General features: G+C 70.3%; 13 protein-coding genes. 8 read left to right on the top strand and 5 right to left on the bottom strand.

What is annotated here, in order from left to right:
• Positions 1 to 156: 156 nt before the first annotated feature.
• The 4 genes from MUY22_RS08185 to MUY22_RS08170 all read right to left on the bottom strand — a co-directional run bounded on the left by MUY22_RS08185 (position 157) and on the right by MUY22_RS08170 (position 5,501).
• Complete coding sequence (locus MUY22_RS08185; RefSeq protein ID WP_247058656.1) at positions 157 to 1,032, bottom strand: alpha/beta fold hydrolase; 876 nt, start codon at positions 1,030 to 1,032, stop codon at positions 157 to 159.
• On the bottom strand, positions 1,032 to 2,507 hold the full coding sequence (locus MUY22_RS08180) for a wax ester/triacylglycerol synthase family O-acyltransferase (protein WP_247058655.1): 1,476 nt from the start codon (positions 2,505 to 2,507) through the stop codon (positions 1,032 to 1,034). The genes MUY22_RS08185 and MUY22_RS08180 overlap by 1 nt, the downstream gene beginning before the upstream one ends.
• Positions 2,508 to 2,777: 270 nt before the next feature.
• The gene (locus MUY22_RS08175; protein ID WP_371827662.1) at positions 2,778 to 4,667 is read right to left on the bottom strand and encodes an ABC transporter ATP-binding protein; all 1,890 of its coding nucleotides are present in this window, start codon (positions 4,665 to 4,667) and stop codon (positions 2,778 to 2,780) included.
• Between the two features lie 366 nt (positions 4,668 to 5,033).
• Positions 5,034 to 5,501: a DUF1579 family protein gene (locus tag MUY22_RS08170; RefSeq protein WP_247058653.1), complete on the bottom strand. Its 468-nt coding sequence runs from the start codon at positions 5,499 to 5,501 to the stop codon at positions 5,034 to 5,036.
• A 49-nt stretch (positions 5,502 to 5,550) separates the two neighbouring features.
• Here MUY22_RS08170 and MUY22_RS08165 point away from each other — a divergent pair, with 49 nt between their 5' ends.
• Entirely contained in the window at positions 5,551 to 5,994 is a 444-nt protein-coding gene (locus MUY22_RS08165) for a MarR family winged helix-turn-helix transcriptional regulator (protein ID WP_247058652.1), read from the top strand.
• 319 nt (positions 5,995 to 6,313) lie between these two features.
• Here the strand turns inward: MUY22_RS08165 and MUY22_RS08160 are convergent, their stop codons facing one another.
• Positions 6,314 to 6,883: a TetR/AcrR family transcriptional regulator gene (locus MUY22_RS08160; RefSeq protein WP_247058651.1), complete on the bottom strand. Its 570-nt coding sequence runs from the start codon at positions 6,881 to 6,883 to the stop codon at positions 6,314 to 6,316.
• 93 nt (positions 6,884 to 6,976) lie between these two features.
• Here MUY22_RS08160 and MUY22_RS08155 point away from each other — a divergent pair, with 93 nt between their 5' ends.
• From MUY22_RS08155 to MUY22_RS08125, 7 genes are all read left to right on the top strand, one after another.
• Positions 6,977 to 9,403, top strand: a complete 2,427-nt coding sequence (locus MUY22_RS08155) for a glycoside hydrolase family 3 C-terminal domain-containing protein (protein WP_247058650.1) — start codon at positions 6,977 to 6,979, stop codon at positions 9,401 to 9,403.
• Between the two features lie 157 nt (positions 9,404 to 9,560).
• Positions 9,561 to 10,463: a GNAT family N-acetyltransferase gene (locus MUY22_RS08150; protein WP_247058649.1), complete on the top strand. Its 903-nt coding sequence runs from the start codon at positions 9,561 to 9,563 to the stop codon at positions 10,461 to 10,463.
• 89 nt (positions 10,464 to 10,552) lie between these two features.
• Positions 10,553 to 10,990, top strand: a complete 438-nt coding sequence (locus MUY22_RS08145) for a hypothetical protein (RefSeq protein WP_247058648.1) — start codon at positions 10,553 to 10,555, stop codon at positions 10,988 to 10,990.
• Positions 10,991 to 11,022: 32 nt separating this feature from the next.
• Positions 11,023 to 12,642, top strand: coding sequence for a 2,3-epoxybenzoyl-CoA dihydrolase (boxC, locus tag MUY22_RS08140; protein WP_247058647.1), 1,620 nt, complete (start codon positions 11,023 to 11,025; stop codon positions 12,640 to 12,642).
• 5 nt (positions 12,643 to 12,647) lie between these two features.
• A complete protein-coding gene (boxB, locus tag MUY22_RS08135; RefSeq protein ID WP_247058646.1) occupies positions 12,648 to 14,069 on the top strand; it encodes a benzoyl-CoA 2,3-epoxidase subunit BoxB in 1,422 nt (473 codons plus the stop codon).
• A gap of 9 nt (positions 14,070 to 14,078) precedes the next feature.
• Positions 14,079 to 15,623 (top strand): benzoate-CoA ligase family protein, encoded by a 1,545-nt coding sequence (locus MUY22_RS08130; RefSeq protein WP_247058645.1) that lies wholly within the window; start codon positions 14,079 to 14,081, stop codon positions 15,621 to 15,623.
• Positions 15,620 to 16,474, top strand: coding sequence for an amidohydrolase family protein (locus MUY22_RS08125; RefSeq protein WP_247058644.1), 855 nt, complete (start codon positions 15,620 to 15,622; stop codon positions 16,472 to 16,474). The genes MUY22_RS08130 and MUY22_RS08125 overlap by 4 nt, the downstream gene beginning before the upstream one ends.
• Positions 16,475 to 16,813 lie beyond the last annotated feature (339 nt).

Below are 16,813 nucleotides of genomic sequence, written 5' to 3'. Positions count from 1 at the left end.
CACGCGAGTCACGTCCCGGATCACGTGAGTTACGCGAACCGGCCCAGCGAACTGGCGTACCTGAAGGGTCGGCCCGACTGTCTGAGCACGGCGAGCCGACCGTCCAGACACGTGAGCCGACTGCCTGAGTACGTGAACCAACCCGCCGGGTGCGGGTCAGGTGGTTACTTTGGCTCGGTCGGCGATGCGGGTGATGCCTGCGACCACCCGGGGCCAGACCGCGCGGGGCAGGTCGTGGCCCATGCCGGGGACGATGTCGAGGTCGGCGCCCGGGATCGCGCGGGCCGTCGCGCGGCCGCCGGAGACGTGGACCAGCGGGTCCCGCGATCCGTGCACCACCAGGGCCGGCACGCGCACCTTGCGCAGCTTCGGCGTCCGGTCGCGGTCGGCCACGATCGCCGCGAGCTGGCGGACCGTGCCGCCCGGGTGGACGCCGCGGTCGAACGTCCGCTCGGCCCGCTCGCGCATCCGGGCCTCGTCGAAGGGGTAGCCCGGCGAGCCGATCACGCGGAACGTCCGGACCGCCAGCTCGACGTACTCGGCGCGGTCGCGCGGCCGGGCGCCGAGCAGCATCGACATCGCCTTCGGGCTCGGGCGGCCGACCAGCCGGCTCCCGGTGGTCGACATGATCGACGTCAGCGAAAGCACCCGCGACGGGTACCGGATCGCCAGCGTCTGCGCGATCATCCCGCCCATCGACGCGCCGGCGACGTGCGCCGCCGGAACGCCGAGGTGGTCCAGCAGCCCGGCGGCGTCGGCGGCCATGTCGGCGAGCGAGTACGGCGCGACGCGCAGCAGGTACGCCTGCGCGAGGTTGGCCTGGCCACGCATCCGGCTCGACCGCCCGGAGTCGCGGTTGTCGAAGCGGATCACGTGGAAGCCTTGCGCGGCAAGGGAATCGCAGAACTCCTCGTCCCACCAGATCATCGGCGCGCCGAGCCCCATCACGAGCAGCAGCGGCCGCCCGCCCGCGTCGCCGAACGTCTCGTGGCACAGCTCGACGCCGTTGACCGCCGCGACGCGCTCCGCCATCAGGCCTCCCGGGTGTGCTCGGCGGCCAGCTTGGTGAGCTCGGCCAGCGCGTCGTGCAGGTGGTCGATCAGGTCCCAGACGTCCGGGATCAGCTCGCGGCACGCGACGAGCCCGAAGTCCAGCTTGCCGTCGTAGGACATCACGGTGATGTTCAGCCCGCCACTCGCGTCGGTGATCGCGGACACCGGGTAGTTGGCGAGCAGCCGGGCGCCGGCCAGGTAGAGCGGCACTTGCGCGCCCGGGACGTTCGACACGACGAGGTTGACGACCGGCGTGGTCGCGCCGAGGTACTTCATGGTGGCGCGGGCGGCGAGCCCGCCGAGAGCGGCCGGGAGCATCCCGCTGAAGTCGACCAGCCACGACGCCGGCAGCGGCTGGTACCGCTGCTTCGCGGCGACCATCGCGCTGGTGACCTCGGCCAGCCGTGCGGCGGGGTCCGCGAGGTGCGTCGGCAGCGGCGCCAGCATCACCGACACCTGGTTCCCGGCGTCCTTCGCCTGCTCGGGCGTGCGCACCGACAGCGGAACCAGCGTCACGAGCGGCTGGTCCGGCAGCGCGTCGTGGTCGACGAGCCACCGGCGCATGACGGTCGCGCACAGCGCCATCACGACGTCGTTCACCGTGACGCCGAAGGTGTTCTTGACCCGCTTGACCTCGTCGAGCGGCAGCGAGCCGTACGCGAACCGGCGGTGCGGGCCGATCGGGCCGTTGAACGGCGTGGCCGGCGCGACCAGCCGCGGCCGGTCGGCCTCGTGGCGTCCGGCGCCTTGGCGGGTGACGCGGTTGAGCACGCTGCCGGCCTTCGCGAGCAGCCCGACGCCGGGATAGCGGGCGAGGCCGGGCACCTCGTCGATGTGCTGGAGCAGCTTCGGCACCTGCAGCGCAGCCTTGACGGGGTGCAGCGCGAGCCGTTTCACGCCGTTGAGCGCGAGTTCGACGGGTGTCGGGATGTCGTCTGTTCGTGGCTCCCCGGGCGGGTTCACCCGGCGCGGCTCGGGGGTGACGTCCATGAGGACGCCGATCAGCTCGGCCCCGGAGACGCCGTCGATCGCGCTGTGGTGCACCTTCGTGTAGACGGCGACGTTGCCGTCGCGCAGGCCCTGCACCAGGTAGGCCTCCCAGAGCGGCCGCCGCCGGTCGAGCGGCCGCGCGGTGAGCCGCGCGATCTGCTCGGCGAGCTGCCGTTCGTCTCCCGGCGCGGGCAGCGCGATCTCGCGGACGTGGTACTCGAGGTCGAACTCGGGATCGTCGATCCAGTAGGGGTGGTCGAGCCCGAGCGGCACCGGCAGCAGCCGCCACCGCAGGGGCTTGGCCAGGTGCAGCCGCGAGCCGATGAGCTCCCGCAGGTCGTCGACGGTCACGGTGCCGCCCGGCGCGGTGGCCGGATCGAGGATCGACAGCCCGCCGACGTGCCCGGTGGTGGTGGTCGACTCGGCGTTGAGGAACTGCACGTCCAGGGCGGTGAGCTGGCGCATCGGGCCTCCTCGGGGACTCGGCAGGCCAGTCTGCCCGGCGGGGTGACGGGCGTAAATCCGCTAGGAGGGTGCGGGGGTGCAGCTCAGATGGCTCTGTCGCGACAAACGTTTTCGTGGCGTGTTGTCGTGGCGCGGCGAGTTGTCCACATCGGGTCCGGTTGTCCACAGATTTGCCGCGTCACCCGGTCGAGGAGGGGGTGGCCGATAAACTGGAACTGGGCACGCCCCCCTGGGTGTGGTGGGGGCACGGTGTGGTGGGGGCGCAGCTGGTCAGGCTGAGGGCTTGGCTGGTCGGGCCGAGCCGGTGCGGTAGGCGCGGGCCTGGATCTCGTACAGCTCGTGGTAGACCCCGCCGATGCGGATCAGGTCCTCGTGCGTTCCCTCCTCGATCAACCGGCCCTTCTCCAGGACCAGGATGCGGTCCGCGGACTTGATGTTGGCCAGCCGGTGGGTCACCAGGACCGTGGTGCGGCGGCCGCGGCTCGACGTGCTCGCGTGTTGCAGGCCCGCGAACACCTTCGCTTCGGCGCGGGCGTCGAGGGCCGCGGTCGGCTCGTCGGCCACCAGGACCGACGCGTCGCGGTAGATGCCGCGGGCGATGCCCATGCGTTGCCACTGGCCGCCGGACAGGTCGTGGCCTTCGTCGAACTTCTTCGACAGCACCGTGTTTTCCTGGCGTGGCAACGAATCGATCACCTCGCCGGCGCCGGAGTGGTCGACCGCTTCGCGCCACGCCCGGCGGTCCGGGTCGGGGCGGCCCAGGCGGCCGACCGTGATGTTGTTCGCCGCGGTCATCGGCCACTCCGCCGGTTCCTGCGCGATCACCGCGATGTTCGTGTGCACCGATTCCGGGTTGGCCCGCGCGAGATCGACGTCGTCCCAGTGCACGGTGCCTTCGTCCGGCGGGTAGAGGCCGGTCAGCAGCTTGCCGAGGGTGGTCTTGCCTGAGCCGTTCTCGCCGACGAGCGCGATCACCTCGCCGCGCCGGATCGTCAGGGAGATGTCCCGCAGTGCCGGCTTCTTCTGGCCGGGGTAGGTGAAGGTGACGCCCTCGAGCCGGATCTCGGCCGGGTCGGCGGGTGCGGTCAGCGCCGTCGGTGGCGGGCGCAGCTTCGCCGACTCCAGCAGCAGCTGGTTGTAGAACCCGATGTAGAACGAGTCCTCGTACAGCGAGTTGACCGCGCGCATGGTGTTCGACAGCGCCGTCGACGCCGTGCGCATCGCCAGCACCGCGGTGCCGGCCAGGGCCAGCTCCATCCCGCCGGCGTAGAGCAGCCAGCCGAGCACCAGGTAGGCGACGGCGGTGCCGAGGCCGGCCGCGGCGCGCCCGCTCGTGCGGACCAGGTTGCTGCGGTGCGCGAGCCGGATCTCCTCGCGCGTCAGGCTGCGCGAGATGCGCCGGTACTCACCGAGCAGCGGCTCCTGGAGCGTGAGCGCGTGGCGTTCGAGGGCCATCGACCGCCAGGTGGCGACCTCCTCCACGATCGACTTGCGGATGTTGCGCCCGACCGTGTCGAGGAAGTGCCGGTAGTTCAGCTTGGCCACGCGCGCCGCGGACCAGCCGTCGGCCGCCGCCGCGAGCAGCAGGACCGGCGCCAGCCACGGGTTGAGCAGCCCGGCCGTGAGCATCGCCGCCGCGAGCGAGATCGCCGACGACGTCAGGTCCGCCACCCGGCGCAGGCTGGTCTCGATCGCGCGGACGCCGTAGCGCGCGCCTTGGCGGGCCAGCTCGCGGAAGTCCGCGTCTTCGAAGGCGATCAGCCCGACGCGCACGACCGCCGCCGTCACCGCGTCGTCCGCCGCCGCGGTGACCTGCGGGCGCAGCGCGCCTTCGACGGCGGCGACCGCGGCGTCGAGCACCGCGCGCGCCGCGTACGAGCCGGTGACGACGGCGATCGCGGGCAGCGACTGCATGACCCGCTCCGGGGTCGGGCCCTGCTGGAGGAGCGCGGTGAAGACGTTCGCGGTGGCGAGCAGCCCGAACGCGGTGACGCAGCCGGAGACGACGTGCACCACCCCGGCCAGCAGGGTCAGCCGCGGCGATGTCCGCCACGCCAGCCGCAGCACGACGGCGATCGCGGCGGGCAACGCGCGCACGGCCCGCCCGAACCCGGCGCCGGCCACGCGTTCGTCGACCCGCGCCCATTCGGGCATCTTCATGTTCTCGACCCCGATCAGCGGGGGCGAGTCCGGGGTGTCCTGGGGTGGTCCGGCGGATCTGCGCACGCGTTCAGGTGTACTCCGGGGGTACGACAGTTTCGGGCGCCCGGCGTCCGCCCTCGGGGACACGGTTCGGAGTCGACGTTCCGCCATCCGGGTGAAAGTAATCGTTTTCTCTGGGCTGATCGCGGCTTCGAGGACACACTCGCTGCATAGCCTGAAAGCGCACGACTGAATAACTAACAATCGTTGTGGAATTGTCCCGCCGCCGGACCTCTCGTGTCGAGCGAGTCCGCGGATGTGGTGGTGGAGACCGGAAACAGGTGACGTCCTCGTGTAAGGGGGGAGGGGCGTCGCCTGTTTCCGCTACCCGTTTTCGCGGGTGTACCGGGCGCGCAGGAATGGGCTGAATTCGCGGTCTTCGCCCATCATCACGTCGATTTCGTGCGTGAGGGTGTCACCGTCCGGGGTGAGCCGGTGCCGGGCCACGCCGCGGGCGGTCCGCTTGCCCAGGACGAGCGTCGCGCCGTCCCAGCCGCCGCGGGCCGGGGACTCGGGCGGGAAGCCGTAGCTGTCGAAGCCGTACCAGAGCGTCTCGCCGGTCTGCGGGTCCGCGGTGAAGACGTTGTGGCCCAGGAACTCCGTCCCGTCTTCGCGGCGCTGACGGTACTGCTGGACCAGCACGAAACCGTTGAGCTGCAAGCGGTATTCGCAGTCGGCGCGCGCCGTCGAGGCCGGCGCCCACGGGGACGCGGCGAGGTCTTCAGTGCCGGTCCAATCGCCGACGAAGGCCTTCAGGGCGTCGTGCGCGGGGCCGAGGGTGGGCAGGTCCATGGTTCGCCTCCGTTCGACAGGTGCCTGTCGATGTGCGAGGCTAGCACGCATGCGTTCCCCGCGAGCCGAGACGTTCACCCGGGTGATCGACGCGGTCTTCGCGTGCAACGGCGGCTTCCTCGCCGCGGGCGACGCGCTGACGTCGCCGGTCGGCCTGACGGCGGCGCAGTGGCAGGTGCTGGGCTTCCTGGAGGACGGCGCGGCGACCGCTGCGGACGTCGCGCGGCGGCGAGGGTTGCGCCGGCAGAGTGTGCAGGAGACGGTGAACCGCTTGCTGCGCAACGGAATGCTGGAACGCTCGCCGAATCCGGGGGACGCGCGGGCACCGTTGCTGGTGTTGACGCGACGCGCGAAGGCGGCGATGGCCGAGCTGGGCGCGGCGCAGGTCGAGTGGGCGGAGGAGCTGGCGGCGGAGGTGCCGGAGGAGGATCTGGAGGTGACGCTGCGAACGTTGCGGCGGCTGCGGGAGCTGGCGGTGCGGCCGCGGTTGTGAGGGGTTCGACTGGGCGAGCTGCGCTGGGGGTGCGGCTCGCTTGGCCGGGCGGAATGTGCCGCGACGTGTGGGAGCAGGTTGCGGCGGGAGGAATGTGCCGCGACGGGCAAGGTGGCGAACGGTTGCCCCGGTGGAGTGCTGCTGGCCGGGCGGCGCCGCGCTGGCCGCGGCGACCGGCTCCGGGATACGCCCCAATGTGGCGTTGGGTGCGTTGGATGCACCGAACGCCGCGTTGGGTGCGCTGGACGCACCGAACGCCACATTGGGTGCGTTGGACGCACCCAACGCCACATTGGGGCGTTTGGTGCCCGGGCCTGGGTCAGTCCGGCTTGATGCCCAGCAGGGTCAGGAATGTGCGGAAGCCTGCCGACATGTCGACCTCCTCCGGCGCCAGCAGCCACTGCAGTTGCAGGCCGTCCAGGACTGCTATTGCCAAGGGGGCCAGTTGTTCCGGCGTTGAGCCCGGGGGTAGCTCGTCGCGGTGGCGCTCGAGCATCTCCGTCATTCCGGCTCGGACCCGGGTGTAGCGGTCCTGGAAGTACGACCTCGCCGGGTGGCCGTCCGTGACGCTGTCCGCGGCCAGGACCGTGTACGTCTGGACTATCCCCTTGCGGGTCGCGTTGTAGTCGACCAAGTCGGCCAGCTGGTTGACCGTCATGGCCGACGAGTCGCGGCCGAAGTGGAGCAGGTCCCATTCGTCGCGGGTTTCCAGTACCGCCGTGAGCAGGTCTTCCTTGGTCGGGAAGTAGTGCATCAAGCCCTGCTGGGTCAGGCCCACCCGGTCGGCCACCGCGGCCAGGGACGTGGCCCGGTAACCGCGCTCGGCTATCACCTCGAACGCGGCACGGACGATGCTCGTGCGGCGGTCGGCGCCCCTGGCCCGGGTCATGATCCCGAGCCTACGGGACAACCTGTCACGGAAGCGTAACTTTCACTACTCGGCGCCAGGTAGGGTGACAGCAGGACCTCCGGAAGGGGCGGCATGAGCTTCGACGTCGACGCGCTGCTGGACGAACTCGACCTGGACGCCAAGGCGAGCCTGCTCGCCGGTCAGGACGTCTGGAGCCTGCCCGCCCGGCCGGAGATCGGGCTCCGGTCGCTCGTCCTCTCCGACGGCCCGGTCGGCGTCCGCGGCGTGCGGTGGAGCCCGGACGACCCGTCTGTCACCCTGCCCAGCCCGACGGCGCTCGCCGCCGCCTGGGATCCGCGCCTGGCCGTGCGCGCCGGGCGGCTGCTCGCGCAGGAGGCCCGCCGCAAGGGCGTGCACGTGCTCCTCGCGCCCACGGTCAACCTCCAGCGCTCACCGCTGGGCGGCCGGCACTTCGAGTGCTACTCCGAAGATCCCCTCCTCACCGGGATGGTCGGCGCCGGTTACGTCACCGGCGTGCAGGACGGCGGGGTCGGCGTCACGGTCAAGCACTTCGTCGCCAACGACTTCGAGACCGAACGCTTCACCGCCGACGTCCGCGTCGGCGAACGCGCGCTGCGCGAGCTCTACCTCGCGCCGTTCGAACTCATCGTCCGGCGGGCGAAGCCGTGGGGGATCATGGCCGCCTACAACAGCGTCAACGGCATCACGATGACCCAGCACGGCGACCTGCTCAACGGCGTGCTGCGCGACGAGTGGGGCTTCGACGGCTTCGTCGTCTCCGACTGGCTGGCCGCGCGCGACACCGTGGCGTCCGCCAACGGTGGGCTCGACGTCGCGATGCCGGGCCCGCGCACCGTGTTCGGCGACCGGCTCGCCGAAGCCGTGCGCGGCGGCGAGGTCGACTCCGACGTCGTCGACGACATGGTCCGCCGCGTGCTCCTGCTGGCCCACCGGACCGGCGCGCTCGGCGAAAGCCCGGCGGGACAAGACTCCACTGTGGACGGTGAAGCGGTCGCGCGTGAGATCGCGCACCGGTCGTTCGTGTTGCTTAGCAACGAAACCGGCGCGCTTCCGCTGCGTGAACCAAAGCGCATCGCCCTGATCGGTGCGCTGGCCGCGGACCCGAAGATCCTCGGCGGCGGCAGTGCCACCGTGTTTCCCGACCACGTGGTCTCCCCTCTCGACGGCCTCCGGAAGGCCGTTCCCGTTGGCACCGAACTCACTTACGCCATCGGTGCCGATCCGCGAACGACGCTACCGCCGGCCACCGACAATTTCCGGCTCCGTGCGACCGCCAAAGCCGCAGATGGCACCCGATTGGCTGAATTTTCGTTGCGAGAGGCGAGAATCGACTGGATCGGCGAGCTGCCGGCCGGCCTCGACCTGGCCACGCTCGCGAGCGTCGAGATCGACGGCACGTTCTTCCCGGAGACCACCGGCACGCACACCTTCGGCCTCACCGGCCCCGGCGACCTCCGCCTGGTCGTCGGCGGGCAGACCCTCTTCGACGGCGTCAACCTGCCCGAAGGCGGTGACGTCTTCACGTCGATCATGCAGGTCATCGAGCAGCGGCGGGACGTCGAGCTGACCGCGGGCGAACCGGTCGAGGTCAGCCTGACCTACTGGGTCCCGTCGGAGATGGCGGAGTTCGCGCGCGGCACCTTCGCCTGGGTCACCTTCGCGCTCGGGCACCGCGGCCCGGTGCTCGACCCGGACGCCGCGCTCGACGAAGCCGTTGCGCTGGCCGGGAAGTCCGACGTCGCGATCGTCGTGGTCGGCACCACCGCCGAGGTCGAGAGCGAGGGTTTCGACCGGACTTCCCTGGCTCTGCCAGGAAGGCAGGACGAGCTCGTCACGCGCGTCGCGCGGGCCAACCCGAACACCGTGGTCGTCGTCAACGCCGGTTCGCCGGTCGAGCTGCCGTGGCGCGACGACGTCGCCGCGGTGCTGCTCACCTGGTTCCCCGGCCAGGCCGGCGGCGACGCGCTCGCCGACGTCCTCTTCGGCCGCGAAGAGCCCGGCGGACGGCTGCCGACGACTTGGCCGGCCAAGCTCGAAGACGCCCCCGTCACCCGCGTGACGCCCGAAGAAAGCGTGCTGCCGTACGAAGAAGGCGTCTACATCGGCTACAGCGCGTGGGCCCGTTCCGAGAAGCAGCCCGCCTACTGGTTCGGCCACGGCCGCGGTTACACGACCTGGTCCTACGACGAGCTGGACGTCTTCCCGGACGACGAAGGCGGCGCGAAGGTGCGCGTCCGCCTCCGCAACACCGGGACGCGCAAGGGCCGCGAAGTCGTCCAGCTCTACCTGGTCCCGACCGAACGCGGCGACCGCCCGCACCGTTGGCTCGCCGGCTTCGCGAGCGTCGAAGCCGGCCCGGGAGAGGCGGTGGACGCCGAGATCGCGATCGTGCCGCGCTCGGTCTCGACCTGGCGCGACGGCTGGCAGCACATCGCCGGCGAGTACGTCCTCGAGGCGTCGCACTCCTACGCCGAGCCCCGGCTGAGCACGCGGACCGTGCTGCAGAAAATCCGTTGACGCCCGGCGCAGGCGGCCCGTAGGTTCTGCCTCGCACCCTTGACCGGCGAAAGGAGGTGGGTCCGATGATCACGCAACCGATCACGCGCTCCCACCTCGCAACGAGGGTGCCCAGTCCGTAGACCGGGAGCGCGCGCGTACTCCCGGAAGGATTTCCATGACCGATCTGGTCGTGCGCCCGCTCGAAGCGGGCGAAGAAACACTGTTCACCTCCCTGCCCGACCGCGGTCTCGTCGGCCGCAAGCTGCTCGGCAAGGACTACGCCGAGATGGCCCTCCGGGGCGAGTACCGGCCCGGCTGGTCGTGGGTCGCGCTGCGCGACGGCGTCGTCGTGGCGCGGGCCGCCTGGTGGGCAGGGCCTGACGACGAAGAGCCGATCGCGCTCGACTGGTTCGACTTCACCGACCTCGACGCCGCCGTGCAGCTGCTGACGACGGCGCCGTTCCGGGCGGAGTACTCGCTGACCACGCCGCCTGCGTGGCAGGACGACCCGGACGTCGCCCACGAGGTGACCATCCGCGTCGAAGCGGCGGAGAAGGCGGGCTACCGCAAGCTCGTCGAGCGCTACCGGTACTGCTGGACGCCGGAAAACGGCCTGCCGGAGCGGCCCGGACGGCTCGAGTTCCGGCCCGAACCGGACGACGACGTCATCCTCGACGTCTTCCGCAAGGTCAACGCGGACAGCCTCGACGCGCACGTCCGCCGCGTGGTGGCCGAGCAGGGCGTCGAGGCCGCCGCGCAGGAGGACCTCGACATCATGCGGTGGATGCCGGCGCCGCGGGAGTGGTGGCGGCTCGCGTACACGCGCGAAGGCGACCTGGTCGGCTTCGCGTTGCCGAGCCGCAACCACTACGACCCGGTGGTCGGCTACATCGCCGTGGTGCCCGGGCAGCGGGGGCACGGTTACGCGTACGACCTGCTGGTCGAGGCCACGCACGACCTGGTCGCGCAGGGCGCCGACCGGATCGTCGCGGCCACCGACGTCCCGAACATCCCGATGGCGAAGGCCTTTGCGAAGGCGGGCTACCCGGTGACGCAGCACCGCATCGATCTGGTCTGAGAGCCCGCGGCGGCCGTGTCTTGCCTGGCACGGCCGCCGCGCGGTACCGTCGCTAGAGCGATCTATCTAGTCGACTCCGGGGGCCCGTGATGGACGTTCTTCAGGAGAAGGGGCTGACGCCGCTTCGCGTGATCCTCGGCTTCTCCCTGCTCAGCACCACGCTGCACTACACGCACAACACGATCCGCGTCGCGGACTACCCGCAGTTGCCCGGCGTCCCGGCCGTGGTGGCGGGCGTCGTCGTGGCGTTCGGCTGGGTGCTCTTCACGACGTTCGGCTACCTCGGCTACCGCGCCTACACGCGGGGGCGCTACCCGCGGGCGCTGGCGTTCTTGCTCGTCTACTCGCTGGCCGGGATGATCACCCTTGGCCACTTCCTGACGGGCGTGCCGCGGATCCCGGCGTTCTGGTTCGCCACGATCTTCACGGACTCCGCGGCCGGCTTGGCGCTCTGGGTGTTCCTCATCTGGGCCTGGGCGACGCTCAACCGGGTGACCTTGCGAGATCAAGTTTCTACACAACATTGACGTTCGCAGAATTCGTGTAGACAATCGGAGGGGTGACCACCACCACACCGGTTGACTTCGGCCGCCGTCCGGACGAGTACCGCCACTGGCGGCTCAGCCTCGACGGGGAGGTGGCCTGGCTCGAGCTGGACGTCGACGAGCAGGGCGGGCTGGTCCCGGGTTACGAGCTCAAGCTCAACTCCTACGACCTGGGCGTCGACATCGAGCTGTACGACGCCACGCAGCGGCTGCGGTTCGAGCACCCCGAGGTGCGTGTGGTCATCGTGACCAGCGCGAAGGACAAGGTGTTCTGCGCCGGCGCGAACATCCGGATGCTCGCCGCGTCCGAGCACCACTGGAAGGTGAACTTCTGCAAGTTCACCAACGAGACCCGCAACGGCATGGAGGACGCGACCGCGCACTCCGGCCAGACCTACGTCGCCGCGGTCAACGGGACGTGCGCCGGCGGTGGGTACGAGATCGCGCTGGCCTGCGAAAAGATCCTGCTGATCGACGACAACTCCTCGACCGTCGCGCTGCCGGAGGTGCCGCTGCTGGGCGTGCTGCCCGGCACCGGCGGGCTGACGCGCGTGGTGGACAAGCGGCGCGTCCGGCGCGACCTCGCCGACGTCTTCGCGACGCGCTCGGACGGCGTCAAGGGGAAGACAGCCGTCGACTGGCGGCTGGTCGACGAGCTGGTGCCGCGTCAGGGGTTCCGCGAGACCGTGCTGCAGCGGGCCCGGGAGATCGCGCGCGAGTCCGGCCGGACCGGCGAGGGCGGCATCGAGCTGACGCCGCTCGAACACCGCTACGTCGACGTCGAAGTCGGAAAAGACCAGGCCATCATCACCGTCAAGGGGCCCGAGAACGATCCGGGTGACCTGCACGAAGAGGGCGCGGACGGCTGGTTCCTCGCCATGACGCGCGAGCTGGACGACGCCATCCTGCGGCTGCGCACCAACGAGGTCGAAGCCGGCACCTGGATCCTGCGGAGCCAGGGCGACCCGGTGAAGGTCCTCGCGCACGAGCAGGCCGTCCTCGGCGGGAAGGACTGGCTGGCCAACGAGATCACGCACTACTTCAAGCGCACGCTCAAACGCCTCGACGTCACCAGCCGCAGCCTGATCGCGCTCATCGAACCCGGTAGCTGCTTCGCCGGCGCGCTGCTGGAGGTCGCGCTGGCCGCGGACCGGCAGTACATCCTCGACGGGCCGCCGATCGACGACGAAGACAGCGACGCCCGCGCGTCGATCCGGCTCAGCGAGGCCAACTTCGGCGCGTTCCCCATGGGCAACGGCCTGACCCGGCTGCAGACGCGCTTCTACGGCGACGACGACCACCTCGCCTGGCTCGCGCGGGAGAAGGACCACGACCTCAGCGCCGCGGAAGCCGTCGAACTCGGCCTGGTCACCGACGCGCCGGACGACCTCGACTGGGAGGACGAGATCCGGATCGCGCTGGAGGGCCGGGCGTCGCTCAGCCCGGACGCGCTGACCGGCATGGAGGCCAACCACCGGTTCGTCGGCCCGGAGACCATCGAGACCAAGATCTTCGGCCGCTTGGCGGCTTGGCAGAACTGGATTTTCACCCGGCCGAACGCATCCGGACCGGAAGGCGCGCTGCGCCGATACGGTACTGGTCAGAAGGCCGTCTTCGACAGGAAGCGGGTCTAGCGCCCATGCCCGAGAAAATCGACTACGACGCCAAGATCCCCAACAACGTCAGCCTCGCCGACGACCGCCGGCTGCAGCGCGCGCTGGAGGGCTGGCAGCCGAAGTTCATGCACTGGTGGGGCGAGATGGGCCCGACGCTCGAAACCCAGGGCGTCTACCTGCGGACCGCGATCAGCGTGGGCCGCGAGGGCTGGGCGCACTTCGACCACGTCAACGTGCCGGACTACCGCTGGGGCATCTTCCTCGCCGAGCGCGACCCCGACCGGCGGATCTCCTTCGGCGAGCACAAGGGCGAGCCCGTGTGGCAGCAGGTGCCCGGCGAATACCGCGCCGACCTGCAACGGCTGATCGTCATCCAGGGCGACACCGAACCGGCGTCCGTCGAGCAGCAGAAGCTCCTCGGCCTCACCGCGCCGAGCCTCTACGACCTGCGGAACCTGTTCCAGGTCAACGTCGAAGAGGGTCGTCACCTGTGGGCGATGGTTTACCTGTTGCACGCCTACTTCGGCCGCGAAGGCCGGGACGAGGCCGAAGGGCTGCTGCTGCGCAACTCCGGCAGCCCGGACGCGCCCCGCATCCTCGGCGCGTTCAACGAGGAAACCGCCGACTGGCTGGCGTTCTACATGTTCACCTACTTCACCGACCGCGACGGGAAGTACCAGCTCGGCACGCTCAAGGAGTCCTCCTTCGACCCGCTCTCGCGCACCTGCGAGTTCATGCTGAAGGAGGAAGCGCACCACATGTTCGTCGGCACCACCGGCGTCGACCGCGTGGTGATGCGCAGCGCCGAGCTGATCCGCGAGCACGACACGCGCGACATCGGCCCGCACGGCGGCATCCCGCTGGAGCTGATCCAGCGCTACATCAACTTCCACTACACCGTCTCGCTCGACCTGTTCGGCAGCGAGACGTCGACGAACGCGGCGAACTACTACACCGCCGGGCTCAAGGGCCGCTGGCAGGAGACCCGCCGCAAGGACGACCACAAGCTCACCGAGGACGCCCGCACGCTGGACAAACCGGCCGGCGACGGCACCTGGACGTCCGAGGAGCTGCAGGCGATCCTGCTGCTGAACCTCGACCTGCGCGGCGAGTACACCGCCGACTGCCAGACCGGCGTGAAGCGCTGGAACAAGATCCTCAGCGAGGCCGGGATCGACTTCACGTTCCGGTTGCCACACCCTGGTTTCAACCGGGATGTGGGCATAAACTCCGGCCACCACGTCACTCCCGACGGGACGATCGTCGACGAGACGACGTGGCTGGCCGGCAAGGACAAGTGGCTGCCCACGACCGAGGACCTCGCGTTCGTCCGCTCGCTCATGCACCCGGTGTACGAGCGGGGGAAGATCGCGAGCTGGGTGGCGCCGCCGCGGCAGGGCATCAACGGCAAGCCGTTCGACTACGAGTACGTGTACCTCACGTAGGAGGCCTGGGTGGCGACAGGGTTCAACGCGGCCGAGTACCTGCTCTCGGCCGGGCGGCCGGACGCGATCGCGGTCGTCTCGCCGCGCCGTTCGCTGACCTACGCCGAGCTGGCGGCGGAGTCCCGCCGGGTCGCCGCCGGGCTCACCGGGCTGGGGGTGCGTCCCGAAGAGCGGGTCATGTTCTGCATGGTCGACGACGTCGAGCTGCTCACCGGCATCCTCGGCGCGATGCTCGCGGGCGCCGTCGCGGTGCCGGTGTCGACCATGGTCACCGGCCTGGAGCTGGGCAAGGTGCTCGCCGACTCGCGGGCGCGGCTGCTGTGCGTCTCGGGTGAGTTCGCCGAGCAGGCCGTGACCGCGCTCGGCCTCGCGCCCGAGGTCACCGACGTCCTGCTCGACCGCGCCGAGGCGACCGGGTTCGGCGTCCGGACGCACAAGTGGTCCGAGCTGGGCGGCGAGTTCCGAAGTGGACGGACGTGGGCGGACTCGCCCGCGTTGTGGCTGTACACGTCGGGGACGACGGGGCAGCCGAAGGGCGCGATGCACCGACACGCGAGCATCCGGGCGGTCTGCGAAACCTACGGCCGCGAAGTGCTGGGAACCGTCGCGACCGACCGGGTCCTGTCCGTGCCGAAGCTGTTTTTCGCCTACGGGCTGGGAAACTCGTGCTTCTTCCCGCTCGCCGCGGGCGGGACGACGCTGCTGGAGCCATCGCGCCCGACACCGGCGTTGTTCGCGCGACGCGCTCGTGAAGAGCGGCCGACGTTGTTCTTCGCCGTTCCGACGTTCTACGCGGCGTTGCTCGCCAGTGACGTCCCGGACGACTCGTTCGCCTCGGTGCGGTACGCCGTTTCGGCAGGTGAGCCGCTGCCCGCGTCGCTGTTCGAACGGTTTCGCGCGCGCTTCGGCCTGGAGGTCCTCGACGGCATCGGGTCGACCGAGGCGCTGCACATCTTCCTGTCGAACCTGCCGGGCTCGGTGCGCCCCGGCAGCACCGGCGTCCCCGTGCCGGGATACGCCGTCCAGATCCGCGACGAGGCGGGCGCGGTGATCGACGCCGTCGGCAAGCCCGGCGAGCTGTTCGTGTCGGGGCCGTCGACGGCGACCGGGTACTGGGCGCGTTACGACGCGACGAAGCTCGTGTTCCAGGGCGACTGGCTGCGCACCGGCGACAGCTACGTGCGCAACGAAGACGGCACGTACAGCTGTCTCGGCCGCTTCGGGGACATGCTGAAGGCGGGCGGGATCTGGGTGTCACCGTCCGAAGTGGAGGAACGGCTGCGGTTGCACCCGGCGGTGGCCGAGGTCGCGGTCGTCGCCGCGCCGGACGCCGACGGCCTCGACAAGCCCGTGGCGTGCGTGGTGGCGGCTCCCGGGGTTACGGTGGACGCGGAAGAGCTGATCGAGTTCTGCCGCGAAGGGCTCGCGGCGTTCAAGCGTCCCCGAGGGGTGGTCGAACTGGCCGAGCTGCCGAAGACGGCGACCGGGAAGATCCGCCGCAACGTGATCCGCGAGCAGGTCCGCGACGCGCTGCTGGTGGTGCCCAGCCCGTGATCGACGGGCACTTCGTGGTCGACGCGCACGTGCACACCCCGCGCCTGCCGACGCTCAAACCCGCGTGGCTGCAGTGGGCGCACGACTTCGCCGGGGCGCACCCGTGGCGTTCGGTGTACGCCGACGACGGCTCGGTGATCCCGGCGGCGATGGACGACCTGATGGCGCAAGAAGGTGTCGACCGGGTCCTGCTGTTCTGCGAGTACAGCCCGCGGGCCACCGGGATCCAGGCGATCGAGGACAACCTGCCGCTGGTGGAGCACAACCCTTCGCGGTTCCGGCTCGTGGCCAACGTCAACCCGTACCTGCACCACCCGGCCGCGGCCGAGGTCGCGCGGCAGCTGGACCTGGGGGCGGTGGCGCTGAAGCTCCACCCGGTGCACGGCGCGTTCTCGCCGGCGGACAAGGAGCTGTACCCGGTCTACCAGCTGTGCCTCGAGCGCGGCGTGCCGGTGATCCTCCACTCGGGAACGTCGAGCTTTCCCGGTTCCCGCACCAGTTTCGGCAATCCCGAGCTGCTGTCCGATGTGGTCGAGGACTTTCCGGCCCTGCAGTTCGTGTTCGCCCACGGCGGCCGCGGCTGGTGGTACGACGTCGCGGCGTTCCTCGCGCTGGCCCGCGACAACGTCTGGCTCGACCTCGCGGGCCTGCCGCCGAAGAAGCTGCCGGAGTACTACCAGCGCTTCGACCTGGCCCGGCTGGCCGGGAAGTTCGTGTTCGGCACGGACTGGCCGGGGGTGCCGTCGGTGGCGAAGAACGTCCGGTCGCTGGCCGGGCTGGGGTGGCCCGAGGACGTGCTGACCGGGGTGTTGTCGGGCAACGCGATCAAGCTGATGCCGTCGCTCGCGTAGTTCGTCCGTGGCTTGTGTTTGAGTAGATCAATCTACTGACCGGGGTATTTCGCTGCTAGGTGAGTCCACTTGCTACATCCAAGAGGCGCCCCGGTGGAAACGTTCAAAGGGGCCGTAGTTCAGGCTGACCCCTGTTTCGCTGTGCGACGCCACAGCGTGCTCGCCCATCAGAGGCCTTAGTTCGTCTTCCGATGAAACTCGGGCACTGACCCACTCGGCACACGAACACTGCGCCCATACGAGATCGACACTCGCGTCCCAGTCGACAGTGATCTCGGGAGTCTCTCTTTTCGTGATCATGAGGCGATTTTAGGCAGTCTCATTCAGCAGCGCCAGCTT

This window comes from Amycolatopsis sp. WQ 127309 (assembly GCF_023023025.1).
Classification (GTDB): Bacteria; Actinomycetota; Actinomycetes; order Mycobacteriales; family Pseudonocardiaceae; genus Amycolatopsis.
The sequence above is the reverse complement of the archived record's forward strand: the minus strand, read 5'-3'. Positions and strand labels throughout refer to the sequence as shown.

Excerpts from the sequence above, each read along its gene's own strand:
- MUY22_RS08185 (WP_247058656.1), bottom strand. The coding sequence starts at position 1,032 with ATGGCGGAGCGCGTCGCGGCGGTCAACGGCGTCGAGCTGTGCCACGAG.
- MUY22_RS08180 (WP_247058655.1), bottom strand. The coding sequence starts at position 2,507 with ATGCGCCAGCTCACCGCCCTGGACGTGCAGTTCCTCAACGCCGAGTCG.
- MUY22_RS08175 (WP_371827662.1), bottom strand. The coding sequence starts at position 4,667 with ATGAAGATGCCCGAATGGGCGCGGGTCGACGAACGCGTGGCCGGCGCC.
- MUY22_RS08170 (WP_247058653.1), bottom strand. The coding sequence starts at position 5,501 with ATGGACCTGCCCACCCTCGGCCCCGCGCACGACGCCCTGAAGGCCTTC.
- MUY22_RS08165 (WP_247058652.1), top strand. The coding sequence starts at position 5,551 with ATGCGTTCCCCGCGAGCCGAGACGTTCACCCGGGTGATCGACGCGGTC.
- MUY22_RS08160 (WP_247058651.1), bottom strand. The coding sequence starts at position 6,883 with ATGACCCGGGCCAGGGGCGCCGACCGCCGCACGAGCATCGTCCGTGCC.
- MUY22_RS08155 (WP_247058650.1), top strand. The coding sequence starts at position 6,977 with ATGAGCTTCGACGTCGACGCGCTGCTGGACGAACTCGACCTGGACGCC.
- MUY22_RS08150 (WP_247058649.1), top strand. The coding sequence starts at position 9,561 with ATGACCGATCTGGTCGTGCGCCCGCTCGAAGCGGGCGAAGAAACACTG.
- MUY22_RS08145 (WP_247058648.1), top strand. The coding sequence starts at position 10,553 with ATGGACGTTCTTCAGGAGAAGGGGCTGACGCCGCTTCGCGTGATCCTC.
- boxB (WP_247058646.1), top strand. The coding sequence starts at position 12,648 with ATGCCCGAGAAAATCGACTACGACGCCAAGATCCCCAACAACGTCAGC.